A 24,982-nucleotide genomic window follows, 5' to 3' on the forward strand; every position below is an offset into this window, starting at 1 on the left:
GCTGTTCCATCTCTGGTCCGTCACCTACATCACCTGGTCTGGCTGGCGCGCAACTCGGCCCGCACCGCCGGGGTCAGCACCTGACCGGCGCGATCCACCATCAGAGTCATCTGGTACGCCACCAGCCCCATGTCACAGTCCGGAGCCGCCAGCACCGCCAGGCACGAGCCGTCGCTGATCGACATGATCAGCATCAGCCCGCGCTGCATCTCCACGATCGTCTGGTTGACCGCACCACCCTCGAACACCCTGGCCGCACCCTGCGTCAGGCTCACCAGCCCCGACGCGATGGCGGCCAGCTGGTCAGCCCGGTCAGCCGGGAAACCCGACGAGGCCGCAAGCGGCAACCCGTCGGACGAGACGACCACCGCATGTGCCACACCGGGGACCGTGCTGACGAAGTCGGTGATCAACCAGTCGACTCCGCGCGCCGCGTGGCTCAGGTCGTTCATGCGCCCTCCTCTCTGTCACTGTTGTGGGCTTCACCGTTGAAGGAGCCGCGAGGGCCCGGCTGGAACGCCTTGCCCCCGGTGATGTCGTCGCGGGCCGCCCGGAAGCCCTGCTGGAAGCTGGACAGCCGGTTCCGCACCCGGTCCGGCGAGACCGAGGGCATCGGGGAGACGCCCTTGGGCGAGGCGGAGGTGTCGGCCGAGCCCGGCACCAGGTTCGCCTTGGGCACCCGTTTGGGCAGGCCGGCCGCGGTCGTGCCGTCGCGGGCCGGCTCGGCCACCGCCTCGGCCGCGCTCCAGCCGGCGTCGGCCTTGGTCGAGCCCCAGCCGCCCTCGTCGCGTCCGAACCAGGCCGACTCGACGGCGGCGAAGATCGGCAGGTAGTCGTCCCCGGCGGAGGCGGGCGGCACGGGCGGGATCGGGCCGGTGGCCGCCGACTCGGTCTCGGGGAAGTCGGGCCGCGCACGCGGGAAGCCGTCCTGCTTCCAGGGGGGCGGCGGCTCGGCCGGGGGCCTCTTGGGCAGCCCGCGATCGCCGTTGTTGCGCGGCGGCGACCAGATGTCGTGGCTGTCGAAGCCGCCGCCGTGCGGGTCGGAGGGCCAGCCGTCGGACGGCCACTGCGGCCAGTTGCCCCCCGCCTCCGGGTTCGAGGGGTACGACGGGTGCGCGGGCCCCATCTGGTAGGTGGGCCGCGGCCAGTCCTGTCCGGCGGCCGGGGGCGCCTGCGGCCAGTCGGCCGCCGGCGTGAGCGGCGTCTGCGGCCAGTCGGCTCCCGGGGCGGGCGGCGCGGGCGGCCAGTCGGACCCGGCGGCCGAGGCGGCCGCGGGCCAGTCGGCCTCGGGCGGAGCCGAGATCGGCGGCCAGTCGGTGGCCGGGGGCGCCGCGTGCGGCCCCACGTACGGCTCGCTCCCGGCCGTGCTCTCGGCCGCCGCCGGCTGCATGCCCGCGAACCCGGGCGGCTGTGTGCCGAGCATGTTCTCCGGGACGAGCACCATGGCGGTCAGCCCGCCCGAGCTGTGCGGACGGAGCTGCACCCTGATGCCGTGCCGGTGGGCGAGCCTGGCGACCACGAACAGGCCCATCCGCCGCGAGACCGACACGTCGACGCTGGGCGAGTCGGTGAGGCGGTCGTTGGCCTGGGCCAGTTCCTCGGGGGTCATGCCGATGCCGGAGTCGGTGATCGACAACATCACGCCGCCGCCGTCGATCCTGCTGCCCGACACCGCCACCCGGGTCTCGCGCGGCGAGAACGACAGCGCGTTCTCCACCAGCTCGGCCAGCAGGTGGATGACGTCGTTGACGGCCTGGCCGGCCACCGACACGCCGTCGGGCACCTGGAGCACGACGCGCTCGTAGCTCTCGACCTCCGACAGGGAGGCGCGGGCGACGTCGACCAGCTTGACCGGCTGGCTCCAGCGCCGCGGCGGATCCTGGCCGGCCAGGACCAGCAGGTTCTCGCTGTTGCGCCGCATGCGCGTGGCCAGGTGGTCCAGCTTGAACAGGTTGCCGAGCCGCTGCTCGTCCTGCTCGCCCTGCTCCAGACCGTCGATCAGGGTGATCTGCCGCTCCACCAGCGTCTGGCTGCGCCGCGACAGGTTCACGAACATCGCGTTGACGTTCGAGCGCAGCCGCGCCTCCTCGCCGGCCAGCCGGACGGCTTCGCGGTGGACCTCGTCGAAGGCGCGCGCCACCTCGCCGATCTCGTCGTGGGTGTCCACCCCGATCGGCGGGACGGGCCCGACCTTGCCGTCACCCGCCTCCCGGAGCGCCCGCACGGTCTCCGGCAGGCGTTTGCCGGCGATGTCCAGGGCCTCGCCGCGCAGCCTGCGCAGCGGCCTGATGAGCGAGCGGGCGATGAAGGTGATGATGATCAGCACCACGATCAGCAGGATCATGATGAGCACGCCGGAGATCAGCGCCGAGCGGTTGGCCGCCTCCTCCAGGGCGCGGGCTCGCAGGATGACCGAGGAGGCCAGCGACTTCTCCACGCTGCGCAGGGCGTCGATCTTGCCGGTGCTGACGTCGAACCAGGTGCCGACGTCCTTGTCCGGCCGTACGCCGATGCTCAGGGGCTTGGCCTCGACGGACTGGGCCATGGCCCGCAGGCGGAACAGGTCGGTCTGGTCGACGTCCCTGCCCACCACGGTGTCGCGGTAGAGCTCAAGCTGGTCGATGCTGGCGAGGGTGGCGAAGAGGGTCTCCTCGCTCTCCTCGCGCGCCTTGGCGTCGGAGAGCGCGTCGAGCTCGCCGCTGTCGAAGCTCTTCTTGTCCAGGGCACTGGCCAGGATGCCGCGCTGCTTGGACGCCTGCTCCTTCGCGCGCGCGATGGCGGCCATGGAGCTGGCGCTGTGGGAGATGTCGTCGTCCACCGCGACCTGCCCCACCTGGTCGTGGAACTGCAGGAGGGTGGCGATGATCTGGGAGTACTTCTGGATCATCGGCAGCGGCTGGATCTTGCCCTTGACGGCGGTGTCGCGCAGGGTCTGGATCTCCTCCAGACGGCGCAGCACCGGGCGTACGGAGTCGGCGTGGGTGTCGGTGAGGGCGCCGGCCCGCACCTTGGCCTCGTCGATGAGGTTGTCGACCCCGCTGTAGGTGGTGCGGAGCTGGGCCGCGCGGCTCTCCGGACGACCTTGGGCGATGTAGAGAGCGGTCTCGTCCCGTTCGAAGGCCAGTTCGTGCGTGACGGCGCCGAGCTGCTCGCTGAGCTCGGCCACCTCTCTGAGTGTCTGGTAAGTGTTGGCGTCCCTGAGGGAGGTGATCACGTTCAGCCCGCCCAGGCCCACCGCGACAGCCGTGGGCACGACGATCAACGCCACGAGGCGCGATCGTACGTGCCAATTGCCCAATCCGAACCTGTTAGAAGCAGGTTTGGGCAGCCGTCGCTTCTGGTGCCCGTGCGGCTCGCGGTCAGCGGAAGCTTCAGCGCTCTGCGTTCTCACTTGCCTCGCAACCTCTCGCCCCGGAGGGGAATTCTCGAAGACCATGCAGGTAAATGCACGTGGGGCAATATGTACAATCGAGATGAGGGCCATTTGAGCACAGGTGCCGGTCTGGACCAACCACCTATAGTGCCCCTCTGAGGCTTATATCCCGGATTGTCCAAAAATTGTGACAAAATTGGTAGACCGCCGTTTACCTGCAAAAACGGGCAGCCGAAACGTGTTCCGCAAGCCCCCTTCCGCCCGCGGAACGATCCAGGTCAGCTAGTCCCACCAGTAACAGACGCCCCGGTCGCCACCCTCTTTCCCAAAACGGACAAAGACATCTCACGCCTCTATTTACGATAGAGCGGCAAACGGACATTGCAACCACAAGAGTCATTTTCTTGATAATGACTGCCAATGTGGTGCTACGGTCGATTCCTGCTTGTTCGTCAGGCACTCAGCCCCGGGGGCAGTTCAGCCACCCGGTCCCCCCGGCTCCACGTCTTGAAGGGAGTCCCTGACATGAGGCTTGGCCGCTCCGCCAAGGCCGCCATCATCGGGTTCGCTGTGACTTTAGGCGCCGTAGCGTGCAGCACCGGCGGCTCAACCACCGCCAGCGCACCACCCTCCGCCTCCGCGAACGGCGGCGGCGGCGCCTTGGAGAAGACGAAGCTCAAGATCGCCACCCTGCCCGCCATCGACAGTGCCGCCATCTACGTCGCCATCGACCAGAAGCTCTTCGAGCAGGAGGGTCTCGACGTCACCCCGCAGGTCGTCCAGGCCGCCCCCGAGGCGATCCCCATGCTGGTCAACGGCGAGATCGACGCCATGTTCGGCAACTACGTGTCGATGTTCCAGGCGCACGACAAGGGGGCGATCAAGATCCACGTGCTCGCCGAGGGCTCGCGGGCCGCCCCCGACTCGCTCAGCATCATGGCGCTGCCCAACTCCCCCATCAAGACGCCGAAGGACCTCGCGGGCAAGACGATCAACGTCAACGTCCTGCACAACTTCCAGGAGCTCGCGCTCACCCAGGTGCTCAAGGCCAACAACATCGACCCCGGCACGATCAAGTACGTCCCCGTGACGTTCCAGAACATCATGGCCTCGTGGAAGAGCGGCCAGATCGACGCCGCCTACCTGGGCGAGCCGCAGGTCACCGCGGCGACCTCGTCGATGGGCGCGCGCAAGATCCTCGACCCGGCCTCCGGGCCGGCGGCGGAGTTCCCGATCTCGGGATACATCAGCACCCAGGACTGGTACGACAAGAACCCGAGGACGGCGGCGGCCTTCCAGCGGGCCATCCACAACGCGGCCAAGCTGATGGAGAACAACCGTGAGGTGGTGGCCAAGGTGCTGCCGAACTTCACGCAGATCGACGCGTCCACGGCGGCGACGGTCACCTTCCCCTACTTCTCCAGCTCCGACAACCCGGTACGGCTGCAGCGGGTGGCCGACTGGATGTGGGAGGCCAAGTGGCTGGGCAAGGAGATCGACGTCAAGACGCTGATGTCGCCGACGACGTCGGGGTGAGCAGCACCGCTACGGGCGTCGTCCGCCGTCCGGCCGGCGCCGCCACGCGGTGGTCGCGCCGGGCGGCGGGGGCGGCCGGCTTCGCCGTCCTCGTCGAGCTGCTGAGCCGGTCGGGGCTGGTGGACGCCGAGGTGCTGCCGCCGGCCAGCCGGATCGTCGGGCGCGGCCTGGCGCTGCTCGCCGACCCCGCCTTCCTGGCCCACGCCCGCACCAGCCTGCTGGCCTGGGCCTTCGGGCTCGGCCTCGCGGTGCTGGTGGCGGTGCCGCTCGGCCTGCTGCTCGGCAGCGTGCCGGTGATCGACGCCGCCACCCGCTCGGTGGTGGAGTTCCTGCGGCCGATCCCCTCGGTGGCGCTGATCCCGCTGGTCGCCCTCGTGATCGGCACCGGCCTGCAGCTCCGCGTCACGCTCGTGCTCTACGCCGCCATGTGGCCCGTCCTCTACAACACCATGTACGGCCTGCGCGGCGTCGACCCCGTCGCCAAGGAGACCCTGCGCTCCTACGGCTTCGGCCCGCTGTCGGTGCTGCTGCGCGTCAGCCTGCCGTCGGCGGCGCCGTTCATCACCACGGGCGTGCGGCTGGCGGCGTCCGTGGCGCTCATCCTGACCGTCAGCACCGAGATCGTGGCCGGGCGCGGGGAGGGCATCGGCGTGTTCATCTTCTTCGCCGGGATCGCGGTCCCGGCCAGGATGACCGACATCCTGGCCGGGGTGTTCTGGGTGGGGCTGTTCGGCGTGCTGGTCAACGCGCTGCTGGTGGCGGTCGAGCGGCGTGCCTTCCGCTGGCACCACGCCCGGCTGACGGAGGGGTCGTGACCAGGGCCGGGCGCGGCCCGTCGGCGCGCGACCGCACGCGCGGCACGGCGTTCCGGGTGGCCGTGCTGGCCGTGCTGGTCCTGGCCTGGGAGGCGGGCACGCGGCTGGCGGGCAGCTCGTTCTTCCCGCCGCCGACGACGATCGTGGCCCGGATGCACCAGATGTGGTTCTCCGGCCCGCCGGGCAGCCTGTTCCTGACCGGCGCGGCGGTGGACGACGTCCTGCCGAGCCTGGGCCGGATGGCCGCCGGGTTCGCGGGCGGGGCGGTGGCCGGGGTGGTGCTCGGGCTGGCGTTCGGGCTGTCGGCGCGGGTCTACGACTATCTCGACGGCGTGCTGCAGTTCCTGCGCGCGATCCCGCCGCCCGCGCTGGTCACCGTGTTCCTGGTGGTGTTCGGCTTCGGGCTGCGCATGCAACTGGCGTTCATCATGTTCAGCGTCGTGTGGCCGGTGCTGCTCAACACCGCCGACGGCGCGCGGGCGGTCGATCCGCTGCACCTGGACACCGGGCGGGTGTTCCGGCTGTCGGCGACCGAACGCCTGCTGCGGGTCGTCCTGCCGTCGGCGCTGCCGAAGATGTTCGCCGGGCTGCGGCTGTCGCTGTCGTTGTCGCTGATCGTCATGGTCTTCGCCGAGCTGCTGCCGGGGGCCTCCAACGGCATCGGGTTCCAGCTCACCACCGCGTACTCGACGTTCGACCTGCCCGCGATGTGGGCCGGGATCGTGCTGCTCGGCGTGCTGGGCTACCTGCTCAACGAGCTGTTCCTGGTGGCCGAGCGGCGGGTGCTGGCCTGGCACCTCGGCGCGCAGCGGCTCACGGAGCAGTGAACGTGCGGGCGGCTCACGGAGCGGTGAACGTGCCGGCGGCGACCGGGCGGGTGCGCGGTGGCTCGTAGGCGCCCGAGTCGATGCCCCACGACGCGACGGCCAGCGGCATGATCTCCACCCATACGGGCTCGTACCCGGGTTTCAGCCGCTCGCCGCCCTTGGCGTGGACCCGCCCGACGCCCTGGACGAGGACGCCGCGCGGCCCGTCCTCGGTGAAATCGTCCACGACGAGCGACACCTCGGGGTTGTCCCTGACGTCACGCCGGTACCGCCGGGGACGCACGCCGCCGGGCAGCAGGCGGGAGCCGACCGCGATCATGCCGCGGTCCGGCTGGAGATGGATGCGCACGGGCACGACGTGCGGCGTCCCCCCGGCTCCGGCCGTGGCGAGCCGCGCCAGGTCGTGCTCAAGCAGGTAGGCGAACTCCCCGTCACTGAATCCGCGCATCACACACCTCACACCCAGATAGGAACGAGGTTAATGGGATAAGTCTGGTCTTCGGCCTGCAAAGGGCGAGAAACTTACCGTCATGTTCCCCGTCAGGGACACGTGGGACCGGATCGAGACCACTGGGGGCGACGTGAGGACGATGGTCGTGGGCGCCGGCATCGGCGGGCTCACCACCGCGCTCAGCCTGGCGGCGGCCGGGCTGGAGTGCGTGGTCGTGGAGGCGGCCGCCGCGCTGAGGCCGCTCGGCGTCGGGATCAACCTGCAACCGCACGCCGTACGGGAGCTGACCGAGCTGGGGCTGGCCGGCGAGCTGGCCGCGCTGGGCGTGGAGACGACCTTCATGACCTTCGCCGACCGGCACGGCAACGTGATCCTGGCGCTGCCGCGCGGGCGCTCGGCCGGCTACCGCTGGCCGCAGTACAGCATCCACCGGGGCGAGCTGCAGATGGCGCTGCTGGCCGCGGTCGAGGAACGGGCCGGCCCGGTGCGGACGGGCGTCCGCCTGGAGAGCTTCGAGCAGGACGGCGAGGAGGTCCTCGTCCGCCTCCGGCAGGGCGGCGAGCTGGTGGAGGAACGCGTGGACGTGCTCGTCGGCGCGGACGGCGTGCAGTCCACGGTACGGGCCCTGCTGCACCCGTCGCACGACCCGCTGCTGTGGGCGGGCATCCGGATGTGGCGCGGGGTGGCCGAGGCCGACCCCATCCTGGACGGCGCCACCGTGCTGGTCGGCGGCTCCAACCTGGCCGGGAAGTTCGTCACCTACCACATCTCGGCCAAGAACCCCCGGCTGGTCAACTGGGTGGCCGAGGTCAAGGTGGCCGGGCCAGGCGTCGCCGCGGAGGCCGACTGGTCGCACGCGGGACGGCTGGAGGAGGTGGCCGCGCACTTCGCGGACTGGCGGTACCGGCCGGCCGACGTGCAGGGGCTGCTCGCGGCCTCCCCGCGCATCCTGGAGTACCCGATGGTGGACCGGGACCCGCTGCCCGTCTGGGGAGAGGGCCGGGTGACGCTGCTGGGCGACGCCGCGCACCCGATGTACCCGATCGGCTCGAACGGCGGCTCGCAGGCGGTGCTCGACGCGCGGGTGCTGGCCCGGTGCCTGGCGACGTCCGGCGACCCGGTCACGGCGCTCAAGGCGTACGAGGAGGAACGGCGTCCGCCCACGTCGGCGCTGGTGGTGGCGCATCGGGCGCTGCCCATCGAGGATACGATCGCACTGGTGACCGAGCGCGCGCCCGACGGGTTCGCCGACATCGCCGACGTGCTGACGGAGGCCGAGCTGGCCGCCATGGCCGGGGCGCAGCGGCGCATCTCCGACGCCGACGTCCGGGCGCTGAACGAGCGGGAGTCGTGGAGCGTACGCATCCCATGACAGCCGCGAAGACTCAAGGGTAAGATCCGACACCGTAGAGCCATCCCGACATTTCCGGCTTCCCGAGTCGGTCCTCCGCTCGCGGCCTCGCCCCCTAGGACATCCATGCTCGAGATAGAGAACCTCTCCCACGTGTACGGCGGCGGTGGCCCCAACGCGCACCACGCCATCGAAGGGCTGAACCTGAGCGTCGCCGCGGGCGAGCTGCTGTGCATCGTCGGGCCGTCGGGAGCCGGGAAGTCGACCCTGCTGCGCTCCATCGCCGGGCTGATCAGGCCGACCGGCGGCGAGGTCAGGGTCGAGGGCGAGCTGGTCCGGCAGACCCCCGACAACCTGGCGGTGGTCTTCCAGGACTACAGCCGGTCGCTGTTCCCGTGGATGTCGGTGGCCGACAACGTGGCCCTGCCGCTGCGCCGCCGGGGCATGGACAAGCAGCAGCGCCGCGAGGCCGCCCAGGAGGCGCTGGAGTCGGTCGGGCTCCAGGGCGCCGAGAAGAAGTACCCGTTCCAGCTCTCCGGCGGCATGCAGCAGCGGGTGGCGATCGCGCGGGCGCTGGCCTACCGGCCCTCGCTCATGCTCATGGACGAGCCGTTCGGCTCGGTCGACGCCCAGACCCGCGAAGACCTGGAAGACCTCGTGCTGAAGGTGCGCGGCCACCACCAGATGACGATCGTGCTCATCACCCACGACATCGACGAGAGCGTCTACGTCGGCGACCGCGTCGTGGTGCTGTCGAAGGCGCCCGCGCACGTGGTCGGCGACCTCAAGGTCGACCTGCCCGAGCCGCGCGACCAGATCACCACCCGCGAGCACCCCGACTTCGTGCACCTCCGCGCCGAGGTCGGCCGGCTGGTGCGCGGCCACGCCGCCACCGTCTGAGGCGCGGGCCGGCGCGCGCGGACCCAGATCCGCGCGGGCGGGCGCGCGCTGATCCAGCTGCGCGCGCCCGGGGCGCGTCCGGCTACACCGGCGTGTGCGAGTGGCGGGTCAGCGCGTGCTCCACCAGCGTGATCAGGGTGGATTTCACCGTGTCGCGCTGGCGGGCGTCGAGGCGGACGATCGGGATGTGACCGCCGACCGACAGGGCCTCGCGGATCTCGTCCTCCGCGTGGGCGAACTGGCCGTCCCAGCCGTTGATGCCGATGACGAAGGGCAGCTTGGCCTCTTCGAAGTAGTCGATGGCGGGGAAGCTGTCCGCCAGACGGCGCGTGTCCACCAGCACGACGGCGCCGATCGCGCCGCGCACGAGGTCGTCCCACATGAACCAGAACCGGTGCTGTCCGGGGGTGCCGAACAGGTAGAGGATCAGGTCGCGATCCAGCGACACACGTCCGAAGTCCATCGCCACCGTGGTGGTCGTCTTGTTCGGCGTGAGCGAGACGTCGTCGACGTGGGCCGAGGCGTCCGTCATGACCGCTTCCGTGGTGAGCGGCAGGATCTCCGAGACCGCTCCCACGAACGTCGTCTTCCCCACGCCGAAGCCCCCGGCCACGACGATTTTCGTCGAGGTCAGACCGGGGCTAGAGCCTGCGAAGTCCACTGAGCACCCTTTCGAGCAAGTTGAGGTCCGGCTTTCCCGCTTCCAGCGCAGGCTGGTGCACGCGGATCAGGCCCTCCGACGCCATGTCGGCGATCAGCACCCGGACCACACCAAGGGGCTGGCGTAAAAGGGCGGAGATCTCGGCAACCGACCGGACGTTCCGGGTCAGCTGAATGATCGCCTGATACTCCGGACTCAGTAGGGAAATGTCTTGGTATTCCGACGTCACGGAGGACACCAAAGCCTCCATGGCGAACTTCATCCGCGGCGCGGTGCGCCCCCCGGTCACGGCATAGGGCCGTACCAGGGAACTCGGCTTCTGCGGACGAGGGGCCGCCGGATGCGGCGGAGTGCTATCACCAGCCCAACCCTGACCTGACACCATGATCTCCTGTCACCGCCCGCTAGCGGGGGCGGGCCGCTTGCAGCTCAGCGCGTACGGCCGGGGTGAGCACCTGACCGGCGCGCTCGACCAGCAGCGTCATCTGGTACGCCACGAGGCCCATGTCACAGTCGGGAGCCGCGAGGACGGCCAGACAGGACCCGTCGCTGATGGACATGATCATCAACAGGCCGCGCTGCATCTCGATGACGGTCTGGGTGACCATGCCGCCCTCGAAGACCCGCGCGGCGCCCTGCGTCAGACTGATCACGCCCGAGGCGACCGCGGCGAGCTGGTCGGCCCGGTCCTTGGGGAAACCCTCCGAGAAGGCCAGCGGCAGGCCGTCGGACGACACCACGACGGTGTGCGCGACGCCCGGCACGTTGTTCACGAAGTCGGTGATCAGCCAGCTGATGCCACGCGCTCCCTGGCTCATCTCTCTCATTTGTCCTCCTCATTCTCTTCGCCGCGGGTGAACGCGCGGCCTTGCCGCACTCCCTGCTGGAAGCTGGAGAGCCTGCTGCGCAACCGCTCGGGCGAGATCTGCGGCGGCGGTGACGTGGGCTGCGGCTCGGCGAGACTGGCCGTACCGGGCACGAGGTTGGCCTTGGGCACCCGGCGCGGCAGGCCCGAGGACGTCGTGCCGGCCTGGGCGGGCTGCGCGGCGGCCTGGGCCGCCTGGAAACCGGAGTCGGCGGGCGAGGACCACGACGCGCCGGCGCCCGACTGGCCGGGCCTGCGCTGCGGCAGCCCGGACCGGCCCACCGCCGGGGCGGCGGGCGGCGCGGCGGCAGGAGGGTCGGCGGGCACGGGCGGGTGCACGGCGGTGATCTCGTGCTCCTGCTCGTGCTCCTGCTGGCGCAGCTGCTCCGGGTCGGGCCTGCGGAACCAGTCCGAGCCGACGGACGAGAAGATCGGCAGGAACTCCTCGCTCTGCTCCTCCAGGGGCGAGGTCCGCACCACGGGGAGCGGGCCGGTCAGGTCCTGGGAGGAGTAGTCGCCCTGGCCGAACGGGCCGTAGGCGCCCGGACGGCTCTGCTCGTACTGGTCGGCGGGCTTGGGCTCCTCCGCGCCGAACCCCGGCAGGTCGCCGAAGGCCGCGCGGTAGGGCTCCTCGCCGAACGCCGAGGGGCGCGGCGGGTCGACCGACTCGAACAGGGACCGCCGCGGCGGCTCCTCGTTGAAGGCCGACTGGCCGAGCGAGGTGTCGCCGAAGGACGGCGAGCCGAAGGAGGACCAGCGGGGCTCCTCCGTCCCGCTCTGCGGCGGCTCGGTGGCGAAGGACGGCCAGCGGGGCTCGTCGTCCTGCAGCGGCGGCGGCTGCTCGGCGAAGGAGGGCCAGCGCTGCTCGCCCCACGGGGACTGCGGCTGCGGCTCGGGCTGGGCCGCCGGCGGGGCCGCGGGCGGCTCGTCGGCGAAGAACGGCTTGGGCTCGTCGGCGAAGAAGGGTTTGGGCTCGTCGGGGAAGGACGGCTTGGGCTCCTCGGCGAAGGACGGCCAGCGCGGCTCGTCCCGGCCCGGCTCCTCGCCGAAGGATCCCCAGCGGGTCTCCTCCTGGGCCGGCTCGTCGGCGAAGGACGGCCAGTTGCCGGTGCCCGGGGCGGGCAGCGAGCCCGGCCACTGCGTGTCCAGCACCCGGTCGGCCGCGTCCGGCGCGGAGACGGGGGCGCCGTTCTGGCTCGCCTCGGCCGGCGCGGCGGCGACGCCGAACTGGCTCGGGTCGAACGTGGTGAACGCCTCGTACTGGCTGCCGGGCTGCTGCGGCATGCCGGCGCCGCCGCTGATGAGCATGTCGGGCATCATCACCAGCGCGCTCAGGCCGCCGGTCTCCCGCATGCTGAGCTGGACGCGGATGCCGTGGCGCAGCGCCAGGCGGCCGACCACGAACAGGCCCATGCGGCGGGAGACGCCGACGTCCACGACGGGCGGGTTGGCCAGGCGCCAGTTGGCCTCGGCGAGCTCCTCGGGGCTCATGCCGATGCCCAGGTCGTTGATGGAGATCATGACGCCGCCGTCGGCGGCCACGCTGGAGACCTCGACCTTGCTCTCGCGCGGCGAGAAGGAGATCGCGTTCTCGATCAGCTCGGCGAGCAGGTGGACGGCGTCGGTGACGGCCGGGCCGACGATCAGCGTGCCGGACGGGATCTTGATCTGGACCCGCTCGTAGTTCTCGACCTCCGACAGCGAGGCGCGGGCGATGTCGACCAGCGGCACCGGCTCGCTCCACTTGCGCGCGGCCTCCTGGCCGGCGAGGACCAGGAGGTTCTCGCTGTTGCGGCGCATGCGGGTGGCCAGGTGGTCGAGGCGGAACAGGTTCGCGAGCCGCTGCTCGTCCTCCTCGCCCTGCTCCAGGCCCTCGATGAGCTGGAGCTGCCGTTCGACCAGCGTCTGGCTGCGGCGGGAGAGGTTGACGAACATGGCGTTGACGTTGGCGCGCAGCTTGGCCTCGTCGCCGGCCAGCCGGAGCGCCTCGCGGTGGACCTCGTCGAAGGCCCGCGCCACTTCACCGATCTCGTCGCGGGTGTTGACGCCGACCGAGGGCACATCGGGCATCTGCGCGCCGTCGCCGGACTCGCGCAGGATGCGGACGGTCTCGGGCAGCCGGGTGGTGGCCACCTGGAGCGCCTCGGCGCGCAGCCGGCGCAGCGGGCGGACCAGCGAACCGGCCACCCGGGTGGTGATGATCAGGACGAGCAGCAGCAGGACGAGGATGGTCGCGCCGCTGATGATGGCGTTGCGCTGCTCGGTGTCGCTCAGCTCGCGGGCCCTGGTCACGATCTTGGTGGCCAGGGAGTCCTCGACCTTGCGCATGGTGTTGCCGGCCAGGGTGGTGCTGTCGTACCAGCGGCTCAGGTCTCGGGCGGAGGTGACGTCGAGGTCACGGATCCGGTTGTACTCGCGGACCTGGGCCAGGGCGCGCTGCCGCATGGCGTCGGCGCGGTCGATGTCCGGCCCGCGCATGCTCTTCTGGTACGCCCGCAGGTCCGCCGGGTCGGCCTCCCGCTCGAAGGCGGTCAGCTCGGCCTGCTGGCGGCTCCACGAGCCGAGGAACTCCGACAGGTCGTCGTAGTCCAGCTCACGCTCAATGAGCGCGATCATGAGAATGGCCTGCTGCCTGGAGACTTCTTCCTTGACCCGCTGGAGCGAGCCGAGGGCGGCCACGTCACCCTGGAGGTCGTCGTCGTTCACGCCGTCGCCCAGGTCGCCCTGGATCGCGGAGAAGACGCCGATCATGGTGGTGTACGTGGTGATCGCGGCTCGCGGGGGCACGCCCTCGGCCACCATCGACGTGCGGAGGCTGTCCAGGCCGGTGAGCCACCGGCGCATGTTCTCCACGCCGTCGCGGATACGGGCCGAGTGCGCGGCGTCGATGGCGTTGGCCGAGGCCAGCACCTTCTTCTTGGCCGCGTCGACGGCCGCGCGCTGGGTCTTGAGCTGGACGAAACGCCCCGCCTTCGACTGGTCGGTGACGTACCACGCGGTGAGCGTGCGCTCCTTGGCCAGCTCGTGGTTGAGCCCGCCGATGCGCTGCACCAGCTCGGCGACCTGGGTCAGCCGGCGGTACTCGGAGCTCGTCCCGATGGCGTTGGCGAGCTGCACGCCCGCGAGGAGCACGCCCACGATGGTGGGGATGAGGATCAGCGCGATCAACCTCGAGCGCACACGCCAGTTCCCCAGCCGGAACCTTCCGCCTGTGTACTCCCCTGACCTCGTGTGCCTGGGGTTTTCCGTCCTCACTGACTCTCGCTACCTCTCGCCGGTACGTGCTCGAAAGAAATCAGACACGCGTGTGGCGCATGGGATTCTGTCCGGCTGGGTAATTGGAACACAGTCCGTACCAGACGGCCAACCGCACATTTCCCACTAAATGCACCCAAAGCGACACTTTGGGCGTCATATCGCCGTACACGTTTTCAGGCGGGCCGGAACGAATCCCGCTCCACGGGCGCCGCGTGCTTGACCATGAGGTGACGCGTCACCGAATACTCCTGCACCGCCTCCTGGCTCATGTCCTTGCCGAACCCGCTGCCCTTCACGCCGCCGTGCGGCGCCTCGCTGGCGATCGGCAGATGATCGTTCACCCAGGTCACGCCCACGTCGAGCCGGTGCGACACGCGCATCGCCCGCGCGACGTCGCGCGACCACACCGACGAGGCCAGCCCGTAGGGGGTGTCGTTGGCCAGCCGGACGGCCTCGTCCTCGCCGTCGAACGGCAGCGCCACAAGGACCGGTCCGAAAAGTTCACCTTGGACGATCTCGCTGTCCTGTGCGACATCGGTCACAAGCGTCGGCGGGTAGAAGAACCCGGGGCCCTCGACGGGCGCGCCGCCGTGCACGATCCGTCCGCCCGAGCGCGCGACGAAGCCGTGCACGCGCTCGCGGTGGGCGGCCGAGATCAGCGGGCCGATGTCGGTCGCCGGGTCCCAGGGGTCGCCCACGGTGATCTCGGCGAGCGTCGCCCGGATGGCCTCCACGGCGTCGTCGTAGATCTCGCGGGCGACGTAGACGCGGGTGGCCGCGGTGCAGTCCTGGCCGGTGTTGTACGTGGCGCCCATGGCCACGCCGCGGGCCATCTCGGCCAGGTCGGCGTCCTGGAAGACCAGGGCGGGCGCCTTGCCGCCGAGTTCGAGGTGCACCCGCTTGAGCGTGGCCGCCGCGCCGGTCATGACCGCCCGGCCGGTGCCGGTCGAGCCGGTGACGCTGACCATGTCCACGCCCGGGTCGGTCACCAGCGCCTGGCCGACCTCGGCGTCGCCGGTGACCGCCTGGACGAGCCCTTCGGGCGCGCCCGCCTTGGCAAACAGCTCGGCCAGGCGCAGCGTCGTCCGCGGCGTCTGCGGCGCCGGCTTGATGACCACGGCGTTCCCGGCGGCCACGGCCGGGCCGACCTTCCACACCGCCATGACGAACGGGAAGTTCCACGGCGCGATCGACCCCACCACCCCGACCGGACGGCGCAGCAGCACCGAGGTGTAACCGGCGCTGAACACCCCGGCCCCCGACCCTTCGAGCGAGCGGGCGGCGCCGGCGAAGAAGCGCAGGTTGTCGACGGCGAAGGGCAGCTCGCCGTCCCTGAAGACGGCCGCCGGCTTGCCGGTCTCCTCCACCTCCAGCCGGGTCAGCTCCTCGGCGTCGGCCTCCACCAGGTCGGCCAGGCGCAGCAGCAGCCGCTGGCGCTCGGCGGGGGTGGTCTGCGCCCACTCCTCGAACGCGCCCCGGGCGGTCCGGACGGCCGCCGCCACGTCGGCCACCGGGGTGTCCGCGATCTCGGCGCACGGGAGGCCGGTGGCGGGGTTGATCAGTTCACGCATGGAAAGTCCTCGAAATCCCTACTGGCCGAGCTGTTCGATCAGGTCGGCGGCCTTGCGCAGTCCGTCGCGGCGGCGGATCTCCTCGCCCGCCGCGGCGAGCCTCGCGCGCATCTCGGTGTCGCCGAGCAGGCGCTCCACGGCGCCGGTCAGCTCCTCGTCGGTGAAGGTGTAGGTCGAAAGCCTGACACCGTAGCCCAGCTCGTCCACCCGCTGGGCGTTGTCGTACTGGTCCCAGAACAGCGGCAGCACGATCATCGGCTTGCCGAAGTGCGCCGCCTCGGTGGTGGTGTTGTTGCCGCCGTGCGTGATGACCAGGTCGCACAGGGGGATGATCTTCGTCTGCGGCAGGAACTCGGCGCCGTACATGTTGTCGGCGAGCTTGATCTCCTCGTGCAGCGGGCCCTTGGAGACGATGTACTGGTGCCGCGTGCCGGCCAGGATGTCGATCACGCGCTGCATCAGCTCCACGTCGGAGGAGCCGAGCGAGCCGAGCGAGAAGTAGATCAGCGAGCCGTCGTTGCGCTGGAAGGGCAGCGTGAAGTCCTCGTCGGTCTCGCGCACCGAGGAGTCGAGCCGGTGCCAGCTCGGGCCGAGCGGGCGGGCGTCGGTGTAGTCGAGGATCTCCGGGAAGACGTAGAGGTTCAGGTCGCCCTCGTGGATGAAGTCCAGGTCGGGCAGCGGGGCGGCGCCCTGCTCGACGCACCACTCGTTGAAGGCGGTCCAGATCTCGCGGTGGGTGCGCTCGTACTCGGCGCGGAAGGCGTCCCAGCCGGAGCGGTCGTCGGCGGGCAGGCCGGAGAAGACCGGCGCGACGTTCTCGCCGCGCACCTCCAGCGGGTTGCAGGAGACGATGCGGACGAACTTCTTGCCCGCCGTGAGCAGCGCCGGGAACGTGATCACGTTGTCCTCGACGATCACGTCCGGGTTCACGCGCTCGATGATGGCCTTGAGCTGCGGCTCGCAGTACTTGGCGCCGTCGATGAGGGAGTCCCAGATGGGCTTGGTGACGGTGTCGAGCTGCTCCAGCGTGCTCTTGCGGTACTCCGGCGCGGTCTCGCGGATGAAGTCCTTCCAGAACTGGCCGGCGTCCTGCTCCTCGGCGTTCTCGGGCGGCGGCGCCAGGTCGACGAGGTCCTCCTCGAAGCCGAGCGCTTCGAGCTTGCCCTTCCAGGACGACTCCGCGGCGAAGACGACGCGGTGCCCGCGACGGCGGAGAATGTCGCCGATGCCGATGCAGTTGTTCGTGGGGCCGTACGCGCTCTCTGGCATGAACAGGATGGTGAGGGACATCGTGAACTCCGGGGGAACTCGTCAAATTGAAGAGGAATTCAAATACTCATCTAGCGTGAAGGGCAAGTTAAGTGCACTATGGTCACGGCCGATCTGAATGGTGACCAAACGCACGGGGGGTGGTGGTCGTGGCCCAGCGCAAAAGCCGTAGTGACCGGCGCATCGACTTGATCGAGGCCGCGCGCCGAGCCATCATCCGCCACGGCATCGACGGTGTACAGCTCTCGCACGTCGCCGAGGAGGCCGGTCTGACCTCCGGAGCCGTGCTCTACCACTACCCCGACCTGGGCGAACTGCTGGTCGAGGCGCAGCACGCGGGCATGGAGCGGTTCTACGAGCTGCGCATGCGCCGCCTGGCCGACTTCACCGACCCGGTCGAGAAGCTGGTCGTCACGATCCGGTCGGGGTTGCCGACCGGGCCGCTCGACCCCGACGTCCGCCTGCTCAACGAGCTGGGCGGCGCCGCGGGCCGCAACCGGGTCTACGGCGTGCTGCTCACCTCGCTGTACGACCGCCAGGTCTCGATGTACCAGGCGATCCTGGACACCGGGGCCGCGCTCGGGGTCTTCCGGCTGACGGCCGACTCCGTGACCGTCGCGCGCAACCTGGTGGCCCTGGAGGACGCCTACGGCTACCGCATCACCGCCAGGCATCCGCTGATCGGCCCCGACGAGGCGGCCGAGCTGATCCTGTCGTACGCGCGGGCGGCGACGGGCAACGACCTGGCTCATTGATCGACCGCCATGATGACGGCGTCCTGGGCCTCCCAGCGCACCTTCACCTTGGCGCCGGGCTGCACCGTGCTCGCCCCCTGCACCGCGGCGAGCACGGGCTTGGCCCGTCCCGGCACGTCCACGGAGATGTGCGAGACGCCGCCGTAGAAGCTCACGTCCAGGACGCTGCCCTTCAGGCCCCGCGCCGCGTTCTCGTCGGCCAGCTCGATCTTCTCGGGCCGCACCGCGAGCAGCGCCTTGCTGTCGGCTGCCAGGTCTTCGAGCGGGGTGCCGGCCAGCATGCCGAACTCCTCGCTCTTGATCCCGTCCAGGCCGGTGCAGACGCCCTCGAACAGGTTGTTCGCCCCGACGAAGTCGGCCACGAACGGCGAGCGCGGGCGCTCGTACAGGGCCACGGGGGCGTCCACCTGGCGCACGGTGCCGCTGTCGAAGACCGCGATGCGGTCGGCCAGCGACATGGCCTCCTCCTGGTCGTGCGTGACGACCACGAAGGTGATGCCCACCTCGCTCTGCAGCCGCTTGAGCTCCAGCTGCATGTCCGCGCGGACCTTCTTGTCCAGGGCCGACAGCGGCTCGTCGAGCAGCAGCAGCCGCGGCCGCTTGACGATGGAACGGGCCAGCGCGACCCGCTGCCGCTGGCCGCCGGACAGCTGGGCGGGCTTGCGCGAGGCGTGCGCCGACAGGCCCACGGTCTCCAGCACCTCGCCGACCCGCTGCTTGATCTCCTGCCGGGGCAGCTTCTCCCGCTCCAGGCCGTAGGCCACGTTCTTGGCCACGGTCATGTGCGGGAACAGCGCGTACGACTGGAACATGAGGCTGATCGGCCGCCGGTTGGGCTGCTTGGACAGCAGGTCCTCGCCGTCGAGCGTGACCGCGCCGGCGTCCGGCGTCTCGAACCCGGCGATGATGCGCAGCAGCGTGGTCTTGCCGCAGCCGGAGGGCCCGAGCAGGGCGAAGAACTCGCCCTGCTCGATCTCCAGCGAGACGCCGTCGAGCGCGGTGACGTCACCGAACCTGCGGGTGACCCCGTCAATCCTGAGCACGTGATTTCCCGATCTTGGTCATCCGCTGCCCGGCGATCACCGCCGTGAAGCTCACGAGGAGCAGGATCGCGGCCAGCGCGTTGATCTTCGGGGTCACCCCGAAACGAACCATTGAGTAGATGACGATCGGCAGCGTCGGCTCGGCGTTGCCGATCGTGAAGAAGGCGATCACGAACTCGTCCAGCGACAGCGTGAACGCCAGCAGGGCCCCGGCGACGATCCCCGGCACCAGCTGCGGCAGCGTGACCTTCATGAACGTGACCACCGGCCCGGCACCCAGGTCGCGCGAGGCCTCCTCCAGCGAGGTGTCGGCGTTGGTGAGCCGGGTGCGCACCACCGCCGCGACGAACGCCATCGAGAACACGGCGTGCGCGATGGTCACCGTGGGCAGGCCGAGCGCGAACTGGGCGTCCCACTGGGCCAGGAAGGTGTTGATCATGGCGTACAGGACCAGCAGCCCGATCCCGAGCACCAGGTCGGGCAGCACGGCCGGCATGAGCGAGATCGCGTCGAGGATCTTCGACCTGGTGTACCGGGCCAGGCCGACGGCCAGCAGCGTGCCGAGCACGGTGGCGATCGCCGTCGAGCCCGCGGCCACGATCAGCGTGTTGACCAGGCCCTCTCTGATCTTCTCGTCGGCGGCCAGCTCGCCGTACCACTTCAGGCTGAAGCCCTCGTAGGTGTAGGCCGACTTGCCGGAGTTGAACGACATGACGACCAGGACGATGATCGGCACGTACAGGAAGGCGTAGGTCGCCCAGAAGGGCACGTACAGCAGCTTGGGTCTACGCACGGCGGGCCGCCCACGCCTGCACGAGCAGCAGCAGGATCAGCACCGCGATCAGCGCCAGCACCAGCGCCGAGCCGAACGGCCAGTCGCGCGCGACCAGGAACTGGTTGCGGATCAGGTTCCCCACCATGATGGACTTGTTGCCGCCGAGCATCTCGGGGATGACGAAGTTGCCGAAGCTCGGCACGAACACGAACATCGCCCCGGTCAGCGCGCCGGGCAGGGTCAGCGGCAGCGTCACCTTCCGGAACGTGGTGAACGCCGAGGCCCCGAGGTTCGCCGACGCCTCGCGCAACTGCGGGTCGAGCTTCTCGATCGATGAGTACAACGGCAGCACCATGAGCGGCAGGTACGAGTAGAGCAGCCCGGTGACGATCGCGCCCTGGGTGTACAGCAGCTCCATCTCCTTGCCCAGCAGTGAGCTGAGCAGCCCCTGACTGCTGAGCATGATGATCCACGCGTAGACGCGGATGATGAAGTTCGTCCAGAAGGGCAGCACGATCGCCACCAGGGCGATCGTCTTCCACTTCGACGGGAGCTGGGCGATCAGGTACGCCGTCGGGTAGCCGAGCAGCAACGCGATCAGGGTGGCGATCGTCGCCATCTTCAGCGAGTCGCCCACGACGTTCAGGTAGAGCGAGTCGAACAGGCGCTGGAAGTTCTCCAGCGTGAACTCGTAGACGATGCCCCCGAAGCGCCCCCGCTGGAAGACGGTGTAGCTGAGCACCAGCGCCAGCGGCACGAGGAGGAGCACGACCAGGTACGTCAGACCTGGCGAAAGGAAAACGAACGCGCCCAGCCGGCGACCCCGCTTACGGGACACCGGCCGGGCCTTGACCTCGGATCTCACTGCACCAACGACTATCCGGCCGTGACTTCCTGCGACAGGCGGCTGAACTTGGTCGACGCCTGTCCCAGGTCGATGATCGACTCACCGTTGAGCAGCTCTGCCGGCTTGATGTCCAGCAGCGAGCCCTTGGGGATGGTCACCTTGTCCATGGCGGCCTTGTTGGGGACCTTGTAGTTGATGTTCTCGGCCGCCCAGCGGTGGATCTCCGGGTCGAGGATCATGTTGATGAAGGCGTGGGCCGCCTCCTTGTTCTTGGAGGACTTCATGATCACCATGGTGTCCACCCAGAGGTCGCTGCCCTCCTTCGGCACCACGAACTTGATGTTCTGCTTCTCGTCCGTGGTCGGGCACCAGCCGTCCCACGCCTCGACCATGATGGCCTCGCCGGACTTCAGCCGGTCGCCGAAGGTGGTGTCGTCGTAGCGCAGCAGGTGCGGCTTCTGCGAGACCAGGAGCTCCTTGGCCTTGGCGATCTCCTCGTCCTTCTCGGTGTTGACCGAGTAGCCGAGCGCCTTGAGCGCGGGCAGGACCAGCCAGCGCTCGGTGGTCATCATGGTGACCTTCTTCTCGGCCCAGGAGGCGGGCTTGAGGATGTCGTTCCAGCTCGTCGGCGGCGTCTTCACCAGGTCGCTGCGGTAGCAGATGCCGGTCGTGCCCCAGGTGTAGGGCACCGAGTACTTGTTGCCCTTGTCGTAGGAGAGCTGGGTGGCCTCGGGGTAGAGATTGGCCAGGTTGGGGATCAGCTCGGCGTGGATGGGCTCCAGCAGGCCCTGGGCGTTGAGCGCCTGGGCGTACTGGCCGGACACGAACGCCACGTCGATGCCGCTGTCGCCGGAGGCGGTCAGCTTGGCCATCGCCAGCTCGTTCGTGTCGTGGTTGGTGATCCCCATCTCCTTGACCTTGAGCTGCTGCTTGACCTTCTCGGGCAGCTCCTCCGGGGTGTAGCCCGGCCAGACGGTCACCTGGAGCGACTGCTTGGTCAGGTCGGCGTTGGGCTGGAGCTGTTCGGCCTTGGCCGCGGTCGTGCCGTCTGAGCTGCTCGACGACCCGCCGCCGCACGCCGCGACGGCTAGCGCGAGGCCGGCCACCGCCACGGCGGCCGGAAGACGACGGGTGAACCGGTTACGGGACACGGCCGCTACTCCTTCTGGTGCTGAGGATTGAGGGGTCGCGCGACCTTACTGGACACGGCAGACCAGAGCAGGAGTGTTGCAGCAGAAATCAACATGAGCAAGACTTTTCCCGACATTGCTACCAGGAAGTTTGATCAGAGTGTTGAATCGAGATTCAATAACGGAGTCGCCTCATCCCGGTCCGTGAGGGACCTCTCACCTCGCGTACGGACCGCCTTTGGGCCGCGCTCTTCGCGCCATCTCTCCCAGCCGTAATCTATCGGCTCGGGAGCGCGCGATCCCTGGCGGGTGCTCAGGAAACGGGCGAAGGATCGGGATCCATCCGAAGCGGGATGCCGGTCGCCGGCACGTGGCGCCCGCCCCGTCAGTGAAGGCTTCGCCCGGGAGACAGGAGTGAGCACCGGGAGCGGGGCCGTACCCTCCTGACCGGCGGCGGGCGCTTTTCCCCTAATGCGCGGACGGGCTCAGAAGAGGGCGAAGTTGCAGCGGATATCAACTTGAGCGAGACTTCCTTCCACACGTCGATCGGGAACCATGGTCAATCTGTTGAACTGGGATTCAATTGCGCCCCGGCTCGCCGCCCTCGCGGTGGAGCCCGTCTCCGACCGGGATCACGGCCTGTCCACGAGCCTGCTGCGGGCGCTGGCGCACGACCCGCCGCCCCCGTTCGCCGTCCGCCGGTTCCATGACCTTCCCGTCCTCGCGGCGACGGCCGCCGAGCGCGGCTTCGGGCCGCACGTCGACCAGACCAACCACTCGGTCGTGGTGGACGAGCGGATGGTCGTCAAGTGGCTGGCCCCGCCGGTCCCGCTCCCCCACCCGACGCCCGAGATCTTCGCCCACCTCGTCGAGGTCGGCTTCACCGGCACCGCGCCCCCGTACCTGGCCCTGACCCGCGCCTCGGACGCCGGCGAGGAGCTGCTCGCGCTGGTGACGGGCTACCTGCCCGACGCGCGCGACGGCTGGGAGTGGTGCGTGGACGAGGCCGAGTCCGGCGGCACGCAGTTCGCCGGCGAGCTCGGCCGGCTGGCCGCCGACCTGCACGTCGCGCTGTCCACCCTGCCCGGCGGCTCGTCCGCGCGGCAGGCCGACCCGGCGGCGCGGGCCGCGGACGCGCTGGCCGAGGCGCTGGCCCTCACCGGCGGCGCCGACGGCGAGTGGCTGGCCGCGCGGGCCGGCGCCCTGGCCGCCGAGCTGGAGCCGCTGCGCGCCGGCTTCGCGGGCCCGGTGATCAGGATCCACGGCGACCTGCACGTGGGCCAGATCCTGCGGTGGCGCGACGGCTACGCCGTGATCGACTTCGACGGCAACCCGACCGTGGCCGACACCGGCGTGCGCCAGCCGGCCGCCAGGGACGTCGCCCAGCTCACCACGAGCCTGGAGCACGTGGCCCAGGTCGCCGTCAGGCGCCGGGGCACCCCGCCCGCCCACGCCGCGGCCTGGGCGGCGCGGTCCCGGGCCGGCCTGCTGGACGCCTACCGCGACCGCCTGTCCGGCCTCGGCCGGTCCGATCTGCTGGACGAGACCCTGATCCGCCCGTTCGAGGTCGAGCAGGAGTGCCGCGAGCTGATCTACGCCGCCCGCCACCTGCCCCGCTGGCGCTACGCCCCCATGGGCGTGCTGCGCACCTGGTACCCCGAGGAGAACCTGCCGTGAATCCCGAGCTCTACCTGGCCGACCTGGAGGCCAAGCCCGCCGCCCTGGCCGCCCTCGCCGACGGGCTGCGCGCGGCCGACCCCTTCGCCGGGCTGCCCGAGGGCGTGCGCCGGGTGCTGTTCCTCGGCATGGGCAGCTCCCGGTACGCCGCCGGGGTGGCGGCGCTGCGCCTGCGCGCGGCCGGCGTGGACGCCTACGCCGACTACGCCTCGGCCGCGGCGACCTACCCGGCCGGGCCGCACACGCTGGTCGTACCGATCTCGGCCACCGGCGGCAGCCGCGAGACCCTCGACGCCCTCGCCCGCTACGCCGGGGGCCCGTCGTACGTGGCCGCGATCACCAACGTGCCCGGCTCACCCGTCACCGAGGCGGCCGACCTGGTCGTCCCCATGGAGGCGGGCGAGGAGCGCGGCGGCGTGGCCTGCCGGACGTTCCAGCACACCCTGGCCCTGCTGCTGGCGCTCGAAGCCCGGCTCACCGGGGCCGGCGGCGACCTGCCCGCGCTGCTCACCCGGGCCGCCGAGGCCACCCGCGACCTCCTGGACCGCCGCGACGATTGGCTCCCGCTGACCATGGAGCTCCTCGACGGGCCCCACGGCGTCTACACGATCGCCCCCGCCGAGCGGCTGTCGTCGGCCGAGCAGTCGGCGCTGATGTTCCGCGAGGGCCCGCGCCGCGCGGCCGACGCCTGCGAGGCGGGCGACTGGTCGCACGTCGACGTCTACCTCACCAAGACCCTCGACTACCGGGCGCTGCTGTTCCCCGGCTCCCGCTACGACGAGCAGGCCATGGACTGGGTGCGCGAGCGCGGCTCCACGGTGATCTCCGTGGGCGGCGAGGTGAAGGACGCGGCGGCGGCGATCCGCTACGCGCACGACGACGACCCCGGCGTGGCGCTGCTCACCGAGACGCTGGTGGCCGAGCTGGTGGCCGCCTACTGGTGGAACCCTCAGTAGGGGCGGGCGCCGATCACGTGTTCGAGCAGCGTGATCAGGGTGTTCTTGACCGACTGGCGGGCACGGGCGTCCGTGCGCACGATGGGCACCTGCGGTGAGAGCGTGAGCGCCTCGCGCACCTCGCTCTCCACGTGCGGGAACCGCCCGTCCCAGCCGTTCAGGCCGACGACGAAGGGCAGCCCGGCCTCCTCGAAGTAGTCGACGGCCGGGAAGCTGTCGGCCAGGCGGCGGGTGTCCACCAGCACGACCGCGCCGATCGCGCCGCGCACCAGGTCGTCCCACATGAACCAGAACCGGTGCTGGCCCGGCGTGCCGAACAGGTAGAGGATCAGGTCGCGTTCGAGCGAGACGCGGCCGAAGTCCATGGCGACCGTGGTGGTGGACTTGCCCGGCGTGTGCGCGAGGTCGTCGATGCCGGAGGAGGCGTCCGTCAGCACGGCCTCGGTCGTCAGCGGCACGATCTCCGACACCGCGCCGACGAAGGTGGTCTTCCCCACGCCGAACCCGCCCGCCACGACGATCTTCGTCGAGGTGAGCGCTGGGCTAGAGCCGGCGAAGTCCACTCAGGACCCTCTCCAGCAGCCTGCGGTCCGGCAGCCCGGCCTCAAGCTGCGGCTGGTAGACCTTGACCAGCCCGTCGGCCTCCATGTCGGCGACCAGCACCCGCGCCACGCCGAGCGGCACGGCCAGCAGCGCGGAGATCTCGGCCACCGAGCGCACCTGGCGGCACAGCTCGCTGATCGCGCGGTACTCACGGGTGTAGGTCATGCCGAGCCGGGCCGAGGTCGCCGACGAGACCAGCGCCTCCATGGCCAGGCCGGTGCGCGGCGCCGTCCTGCCGCCGGTGACGGCGTACATGCGCACCAGCGAGCTGCGCTGGGGCTCCGGCTCCCCGTCATGCCACGATGCCAACGTCCACTCC

The 24,982-nt window shown here is 70.4% G+C and carries 23 protein-coding genes; 8 read left to right on the forward strand and 15 right to left on the reverse strand.

From position 1 onward, the window contains the following. Nucleotides 1-29 precede the first annotated feature (29 nt). Both ACIBST_RS05820 and ACIBST_RS05825 read right to left on the reverse strand, forming a co-directional pair. The gene (locus ACIBST_RS05820) at nt 30-452 is read right to left on the reverse strand and encodes a roadblock/LC7 domain-containing protein (RefSeq protein WP_020546542.1); all 423 of its coding nucleotides are present in this window, start codon (nt 450-452) and stop codon (nt 30-32) included. Next, complete coding sequence (locus tag ACIBST_RS05825; RefSeq protein WP_397169462.1) at nt 449-3,268, reverse strand: nitrate- and nitrite sensing domain-containing protein; 2,820 nt, start codon at nt 3,266-3,268, stop codon at nt 449-451. Before ACIBST_RS05825 ends, ACIBST_RS05820 begins: the two co-directional genes overlap by 4 nt. Nucleotides 3,269-4,033: 765 nt before the next feature. Here ACIBST_RS05825 and ACIBST_RS05830 point away from each other — a divergent pair. From ACIBST_RS05830 to ACIBST_RS05840, 3 genes are read left to right on the forward strand one after another with little or no spacing between them, the layout of a single operon-like run. Continuing rightward, a complete protein-coding gene (locus tag ACIBST_RS05830) occupies nt 4,034-4,909 on the forward strand; it encodes an ABC transporter substrate-binding protein (protein ID WP_358283719.1) in 876 nt (291 codons plus the stop codon). Continuing rightward, the gene (locus ACIBST_RS05835; RefSeq protein WP_397169464.1) at nt 4,906-5,724 is read left to right on the forward strand and encodes an ABC transporter permease; all 819 of its coding nucleotides are present in this window, start codon (nt 4,906-4,908) and stop codon (nt 5,722-5,724) included. The genes ACIBST_RS05830 and ACIBST_RS05835 overlap by 4 nt, the downstream gene beginning before the upstream one ends. Then, nucleotides 5,721-6,551 (forward strand): ABC transporter permease, encoded by an 831-nt coding sequence (locus tag ACIBST_RS05840; protein WP_397169466.1) that lies wholly within the window; start codon nt 5,721-5,723, stop codon nt 6,549-6,551. Before ACIBST_RS05835 ends, ACIBST_RS05840 begins: the two co-directional genes overlap by 4 nt. A gap of 13 nt (nt 6,552-6,564) precedes the next feature. On the opposite strand, the gene ACIBST_RS05845 is transcribed toward ACIBST_RS05840, so the two are convergent. After that, nucleotides 6,565-6,999, reverse strand: coding sequence for a pyridoxamine 5'-phosphate oxidase family protein (locus ACIBST_RS05845; RefSeq protein WP_397169467.1), 435 nt, complete (start codon nt 6,997-6,999; stop codon nt 6,565-6,567). A gap of 82 nt (nt 7,000-7,081) precedes the next feature. On the opposite strand from ACIBST_RS05845, the gene ACIBST_RS05850 reads away from it, so the two are divergent. Both ACIBST_RS05850 and ACIBST_RS05855 read left to right on the forward strand, forming a co-directional pair. Next, the gene (locus tag ACIBST_RS05850) at nt 7,082-8,374 is read left to right on the forward strand and encodes a flavin-dependent oxidoreductase (protein ID WP_397169468.1); all 1,293 of its coding nucleotides are present in this window, start codon (nt 7,082-7,084) and stop codon (nt 8,372-8,374) included. A gap of 105 nt (nt 8,375-8,479) precedes the next feature. After that, entirely contained in the window at nt 8,480-9,253 is a 774-nt protein-coding gene (locus tag ACIBST_RS05855; RefSeq protein ID WP_357971191.1) for an ABC transporter ATP-binding protein, read from the forward strand. Nucleotides 9,254-9,335: 82 nt separating this feature from the next. Here ACIBST_RS05855 and ACIBST_RS05860 read toward each other — a convergent pair whose 3' ends face one another. From ACIBST_RS05860 to ACIBST_RS05885, 6 genes are all read right to left on the reverse strand, one after another. After that, entirely contained in the window at nt 9,336-9,914 is a 579-nt protein-coding gene (locus ACIBST_RS05860) for a GTP-binding protein (protein ID WP_397169470.1), read from the reverse strand. Then, complete coding sequence (locus ACIBST_RS05865) at nt 9,895-10,299, reverse strand: DUF742 domain-containing protein (RefSeq protein WP_397169472.1); 405 nt, start codon at nt 10,297-10,299, stop codon at nt 9,895-9,897. The genes ACIBST_RS05860 and ACIBST_RS05865 overlap by 20 nt, the downstream gene beginning before the upstream one ends. Nucleotides 10,300-10,318: 19 nt before the next feature. After that, on the reverse strand, nt 10,319-10,732 hold the full coding sequence (locus ACIBST_RS05870) for a roadblock/LC7 domain-containing protein (protein WP_201760494.1): 414 nt from the start codon (nt 10,730-10,732) through the stop codon (nt 10,319-10,321). A gap of 5 nt (nt 10,733-10,737) precedes the next feature. Then, nucleotides 10,738-13,959, reverse strand: a complete 3,222-nt coding sequence (locus ACIBST_RS05875) for a nitrate- and nitrite sensing domain-containing protein (protein ID WP_397169473.1) — start codon at nt 13,957-13,959, stop codon at nt 10,738-10,740. A 251-nt stretch (nt 13,960-14,210) separates the two neighbouring features. Then, nucleotides 14,211-15,608 (reverse strand): aminobutyraldehyde dehydrogenase, encoded by a 1,398-nt coding sequence (locus ACIBST_RS05880; RefSeq protein ID WP_397169475.1) that lies wholly within the window; start codon nt 15,606-15,608, stop codon nt 14,211-14,213. A gap of 18 nt (nt 15,609-15,626) precedes the next feature. Beyond that, complete coding sequence (locus ACIBST_RS05885; protein ID WP_397169477.1) at nt 15,627-16,898, reverse strand: glycosyltransferase; 1,272 nt, start codon at nt 16,896-16,898, stop codon at nt 15,627-15,629. 128 nt (nt 16,899-17,026) lie between these two features. Here ACIBST_RS05885 and ACIBST_RS05890 point away from each other — a divergent pair, with 128 nt between their 5' ends. Further along, nucleotides 17,027-17,632, forward strand: a complete 606-nt coding sequence (locus tag ACIBST_RS05890; RefSeq protein WP_352350268.1) for a TetR family transcriptional regulator — start codon at nt 17,027-17,029, stop codon at nt 17,630-17,632. On the opposite strand, the gene ACIBST_RS05895 is transcribed toward ACIBST_RS05890, so the two are convergent. The 4 genes from ACIBST_RS05895 to ACIBST_RS05910 form a co-directional block, all read right to left on the reverse strand. Continuing rightward, nucleotides 17,626-18,675, reverse strand: a complete 1,050-nt coding sequence (locus tag ACIBST_RS05895; RefSeq protein ID WP_397169479.1) for an ABC transporter ATP-binding protein — start codon at nt 18,673-18,675, stop codon at nt 17,626-17,628. The genes ACIBST_RS05890 and ACIBST_RS05895 overlap by 7 nt on opposite strands. Beyond that, nucleotides 18,662-19,468, reverse strand: a complete 807-nt coding sequence (locus ACIBST_RS05900; protein WP_397169480.1) for an ABC transporter permease — start codon at nt 19,466-19,468, stop codon at nt 18,662-18,664. The genes ACIBST_RS05895 and ACIBST_RS05900 overlap by 14 nt, the downstream gene beginning before the upstream one ends. After that, complete coding sequence (locus ACIBST_RS05905; protein WP_397169482.1) at nt 19,461-20,219, reverse strand: ABC transporter permease; 759 nt, start codon at nt 20,217-20,219, stop codon at nt 19,461-19,463. Before ACIBST_RS05905 ends, ACIBST_RS05900 begins: the two co-directional genes overlap by 8 nt. Before the next feature lie 107 nt (nt 20,220-20,326). Further along, nucleotides 20,327-21,448: a spermidine/putrescine ABC transporter substrate-binding protein gene (locus ACIBST_RS05910; protein WP_357971184.1), complete on the reverse strand. Its 1,122-nt coding sequence runs from the start codon at nt 21,446-21,448 to the stop codon at nt 20,327-20,329. Between the two features lie 546 nt (nt 21,449-21,994). On the opposite strand from ACIBST_RS05910, the gene ACIBST_RS05915 reads away from it, so the two are divergent. Together ACIBST_RS05915 and ACIBST_RS05920 are read left to right on the forward strand one after the other, a co-directional pair. Beyond that, nucleotides 21,995-23,104 (forward strand): hypothetical protein, encoded by a 1,110-nt coding sequence (locus ACIBST_RS05915; RefSeq protein ID WP_397169483.1) that lies wholly within the window; start codon nt 21,995-21,997, stop codon nt 23,102-23,104. Then, nucleotides 23,101-24,060 carry an SIS domain-containing protein gene (locus ACIBST_RS05920; protein WP_397169484.1) on the forward strand — a complete coding sequence of 320 codons (960 nt, stop codon included), beginning with the start codon at nt 23,101-23,103 and terminating at the stop codon, nt 24,058-24,060. Before ACIBST_RS05915 ends, ACIBST_RS05920 begins: the two co-directional genes overlap by 4 nt. Here ACIBST_RS05920 and ACIBST_RS05925 read toward each other — a convergent pair. Both ACIBST_RS05925 and ACIBST_RS05930 read right to left on the reverse strand, forming a co-directional pair. Continuing rightward, nucleotides 24,054-24,623, reverse strand: coding sequence for a GTP-binding protein (locus tag ACIBST_RS05925; protein ID WP_397169485.1), 570 nt, complete (start codon nt 24,621-24,623; stop codon nt 24,054-24,056). The two genes, ACIBST_RS05920 and ACIBST_RS05925, sit on opposite strands and share 7 nt — an antisense overlap. Next, entirely contained in the window at nt 24,604-24,918 is a 315-nt protein-coding gene (locus ACIBST_RS05930) for a DUF742 domain-containing protein (RefSeq protein WP_229824241.1), read from the reverse strand. Before ACIBST_RS05930 ends, ACIBST_RS05925 begins: the two co-directional genes overlap by 20 nt. Nucleotides 24,919-24,982: the final 64 nt, after the last annotated feature.

Source organism: Nonomuraea sp. NPDC049684 (assembly GCF_044465345.1).
Taxonomy (GTDB): Bacteria; Actinomycetota; Actinomycetes; order Streptosporangiales; family Streptosporangiaceae; genus Nonomuraea.